A 3,852-nucleotide genomic window follows, 5' to 3' on the forward strand; every position below is an offset into this window, starting at 1 on the left:
TAACTAGAGCAAAGCATCTTCTTCTCCTTTAGAAGAAACAAACAATACACTGCTAGGCACTTCACTGATTAAGGTGGATACATAGTTGAAATTATTTGGCATTCCCAAAATATGAAGGTCAGTTTCCATTTGATTGAGATGTTCTCTAAAATTCCCCACGTAGACACTGATTTTAGTATTAGCAGGTAGTCTTGCATCATCGACAAACTTCACCATTTCCTGGTAGGTTTTCTTTTTCTCTTCTTCAGATGCTACAACCCTACAAACTTTTAACTCAGCACTAAAATTTTGAGTCAATTGCAGTGCGCAGAGAATGGCCAAATCGTTATTAGGGCTTTTATCGCGTAACCATAAACAGATCTTTTTCTCCTGTCCTAATCCAAACTTAGGATGGAGCCATAAAGAACAAGTCGATATGTTAATGGACTTAATCTTTTCAAGTATTTGGTTTAACTGATTTCGTTTTTCTTCATCCTCACTTAATGTAAAGAGCACAATGTTTGGTGCGAGAAATGAGCTCTTCATACACTGCAAGGTTGGATAAATAATAGATTCAAAATCATCTGATGTCACAACCGTCTTTTGAACAAAAATACCCTCTTCTCTTAGAGGTCGTAAAATATCATCAATTTTACTTTCTGTCTCTGGCACCATTTGCTTGTCCATAACGGATGACAAATAATACATTCTGCCCGATGGATAGACCAAATTTTGGGTAAACCTTACCAGTCTTTTAAAATCCTCTGGTTTTTCTACTGGAATGACCACAGCAGGCTTCCAAAGTCTCGGATGATATGGCATTGACGATGCCTTTTGAGCTGCCCACTCTGCAATTGAGATGAACACACCACCTCTGACATCTCCCCAAGGTGATGTAAGTGATTTTTTCTTAAGCATGGTATAGATTAAGCTAATGGTCACAAAGGTTACAATTGAAAAAAGTGGATTAATCAAGAACATAACCGCCACACAGCCAAGTGTCCCTATTATTGGAATGAAGATTGGAATTCTCATAACCGGTCTATAGCTGATAACACCTGAAATCTGCTCAAGGAATACAACCAGATTGATCATGCCATAGGTCGTTAAGAAAAACATAGTCAACAACTCAGCCAAACTGTTCAAATTACCTGTAACAATTACAGCCAGCGAAAGAATAGAGGATAATAAAATTGCATTGATCGGCTCATTATTTTCACTTTGTTTGGCCAGTACATGACTAAAGGGCACAACCCTGTTTTCAGCTAAGGCAGCAAGTGTTCTTGGCGCACTGACTAAAGTGGATAGGGCCGAGGATAAAACCGCGCCCATGACGCCAGCAACGACCAATATTTTAACCCTTGCGAGCTTGAAAATAATTGAAGGATCATTTAGTAGCATTTCACCACTAGCTTGATGTGCAAACCAAAAGGCTATAAAGAGGTAAACTGCAAAACCCGTTAAAATTGCTGCAAGTGTCCCCTTAATAATGCTCTTACCTGGATTTTCAAGCTCTCCAGACATGGTTGCACCCGTTAGTATTCCCGTCACGGCTGGAAAAAATATGGCAAATGTCATCCAAAAGTTCCTTAGCTCTCCAATACCTGTGATTGCAATCCCAGAAGGATTTAAATTTTCACCAAAAGCAAAGGATATGATGGATACACCAACTGCCACCAATATCCCATATTGAAGTCTAAATGCCAGTTTAGCACTTTTTAAAGAAATTCCAGTAAGGACAAGCCATGTGACAACGCCTACTACTACGGTTGAATGCGTTGGAAAGAATGAAATCCAAAGTTCACTAAAGCCTGAAATATAAAAGGCAATAGAAATCGTCTGCGAGATGTATAGTGGAATCCCGATAGCGCCACCCATTTCGTGGCCAAGTGATCTTGTTATGATGGCATACGCGCCGCCTGCACCAATCTTGATATTCGTCAACATCGAAGACATGGAAAGTGCAGTGGAAACCGTAATGATATGTGCAAGTACTATAATAATGATTGTGGCAACTAAGCCGACGTTACCAACAATCCATCCCATTCTCAAATACATGATAACGCCTAAAATCGTTAACAATGTGGGGGTGTAAACCCCTTCAAAGGTACCTAGTTTGTTGCCTTTCTCCATATCGCCTCCACTATTGTTTTTTTAAAAATATTTTCGAGCTAAAAATACTTATTCAACATTATATCGCAAAATTTGAAGGAAGGGCATATTTTTTCAAAATTAATCTAAGCATCCCCTATCACAAACATTTTAATTTTCATTATCATGCTTAGATGGTCTCTTTCAACGGTATAATAATTATATATAATTAAGCATTATGCTTTTGGGGAGGCTTTCATGATTAATAAGCTCTTTATATTGTTAACGCCATTTGTGGGGCTTTCAAAAATATTTATTCCTGATCGTAAAGGGGCAGAGGTTGATGATATCCAGGTGTCTAGGGATTCTCTTTTGGTTTATATTAGTGTAATTACATCATTCTTTGCACTGCTATATGCCATGATATCCTACATGATTGATTTTCATTTGGGCATTTGGTTTGAGTTAATTTGTTGGGGATTACTCATACTAAACCTCATATACTTTAAACTAAAAATGAACTATAAGCGATCTGCAAATTTATATATCGCAAACAGCCTCTTCGTTTCCATATTGGGATGCTCCTATTTCACAGGTGGCATACACTCACAAGTGACACCCTGGTTTACTCTAATTGTCATTACAAGCGTTCTTTTGCTTGGGATAGAAATCAATACCCTATTCTGGCTAGCCATAAGCGTCATGATTATGATTACTTATGGCATACTAGATATAATAGGATTAGATGCCCCAGAACTCTATAATACAGAATATACGGGTTTTTTCTTTATGATTTGTACGGCAGGCTTAACAACTATTATCTTTCTGATTGCGGCTGTTTTTGAGTACAATCGACTTAATGCATTAAACGAGGTCATCCTAAAAAATGAAGAGTTAGATCATGCTAAGAGTAAAGCCGAGGAAGCAACTTATGCCAAAAGTATATTTTTGGCTAACATGAGCCATGAAATCAGAACACCTATGAATGCAATTATTGGATTTGCTAATCTGGCGATGAAGACCGATATGACCAGTAAACAGAGAGACTATATCACAAAGATTGAAAATGCCTCTAAACTCATGATGAATCTCCTAAATGACATTCTGGATGTCTCTAAAATCGAAGCCGGAAAATTAGAAATATCAGAACTCGAATTTAACCTTGAGGAAGTCTTTGAAAGTATTTCAAACAATATCGCCCTTAAGGCTGCTGAAAAAGGGATAGAATACATCAACTACATCGAAGGCAATGTCCCAAATTACCTTATTGGAGACCCCTTTAGATTGGGGCAAATTCTCTTAAACCTTGCCACAAACGCCCTTAAATTTACGCATGAAGGCCATATTGCCATGATTGCTCATGTAGATGAAATTACTTCAACAGATTGCATCCTAAGATTTACCGTGGAAGATACCGGTATTGGTATCTCTGAAGACAATATTCACAAGCTTTTTCAATCCTTTACTCAGGCGGATAACTCCATCACCAGAAAATTTGGTGGCACTGGTCTTGGCCTTAGTATTTCTAGAGAGCTCGCTCATAAAATGGGTGGTGACATCACCGTTGAGAGTTCAGAAGGACACGGCAGTGTTTTTACTGTAACTGTGAAAATGAAACTGCAAGCCCTAAAATCTCAAACAACCATTATGGCTACAGAAGCCTTACAAGGCATGAATATCTTAGTAGTAGACGATAACGCCTTAGCCCGTGAGCTCATCTGCGAGCAGCTTAAAGAGATGAAGTTCAATTGTGAATGTGTTGTTTCTGGAGAGTCCGCTATA

The 3,852-nt window shown here is 38.3% G+C and carries 2 protein-coding genes; one reads left to right on the forward strand and one right to left on the reverse strand.

Going from position 1 to position 3,852, the window contains the following annotated elements; translation table 11 throughout:
• Positions 1-3: 3 nt before the first annotated feature.
• Positions 4-2,112 (reverse strand): amino acid permease, encoded by a 2,109-nt coding sequence (locus AC220I_RS19560; protein ID WP_486725547.1) that lies wholly within the window; start codon positions 2,110-2,112, stop codon positions 4-6.
• 216 nt (positions 2,113-2,328) lie between these two features.
• Here AC220I_RS19560 and AC220I_RS19565 point away from each other — a divergent pair.
• Positions 2,329-3,852, forward strand: a 1,524-nt coding sequence (locus tag AC220I_RS19565) for an ATP-binding protein (RefSeq protein ID WP_486725548.1), incomplete at its 3' end; no start/stop codon positions are given.

This window comes from Fusibacter sp., assembly GCF_057447755.1.

Bases quoted from the DNA above. Each gene is read 5' to 3' on its own strand.
- AC220I_RS19560 (WP_486725547.1), bottom strand. From the start codon at position 2,112: ATGGAGAAAGGCAACAAACTAGGTACCTTTGAAGGGGTTTACACCCCC.